The 673-nt window shown below is 38.9% G+C and carries 1 protein-coding gene; it reads left to right on the top strand.

What is annotated here, in order from left to right; translation table 11 throughout:
* Positions 1 to 244: 244 nt before the first annotated feature.
* The coding region (locus tag ABD935_RS16550) for a reverse transcriptase domain-containing protein (RefSeq protein WP_345194041.1) at positions 245 to 673 on the top strand (429 nt) is incomplete at its 3' end.

Raw genomic sequence — 673 nt, 5'->3', positions numbered from 1 at the left:
AGTATGTAGATACGGCAGTAATTGAGTGAAAGAAGATGTCATTACCTGGGGAGGTCTCCAAAGCCACGGGTTGGCATATTGGAGAAGTCAGCAGAAGTCATAGTACTTATGGGAAACGAGCTGTATAAGATACAGAGGACTCACAAATAAGGAAGGACAGAACATTAAATTACGTTGTAATTCGACTAGGAGGCATAGCTAGCCTAGTCTTAGCGGAACAGTAGTAAACAAATTATTTAAAACTATGATTGCCCAAGTATTAGAAGCTACCAATCTTTATAAAGCAGAGCGTCAAGTTATGCGCAATAAAGGTGCAAGCGGAATAGACAGTATGTCTCATCTAAAACTTCCCGAATACATTAGAGAAAACAGGTCAGAACTACTGTTGTCCATTTGTAATAACAGCTATGTACCACAAGCAATTTTAGGAGTAACTATCCCTAAAGGAAAAGGAAAAACCCGACTTTTAGGAATTCCAACAGTAGTAGATAGGTGGCTACAGCAGGCAGTAAGCCAAGTACTAATGACCAAGTTTGAATACGAATTTGAATCGTTTAGTTATGGCTTCCGACCACAAAAGAATATCCAAAAAGCAGTACTACAAGCCCAGCAGTACATCAATGATGGTTATCAGGATATTGTAGATATCGACTTAAAAGGCTTCTTCGATGAA

This window comes from Algibacter agarivorans, assembly GCF_039543245.1.
GTDB classification, from domain to species: Bacteria; Bacteroidota; Bacteroidia; order Flavobacteriales; family Flavobacteriaceae; genus Algibacter_G; species Algibacter_G agarivorans.
Note: the sequence above shows the minus strand (reverse complement) of the source record. Positions and strands in the feature narration are given on the sequence as shown.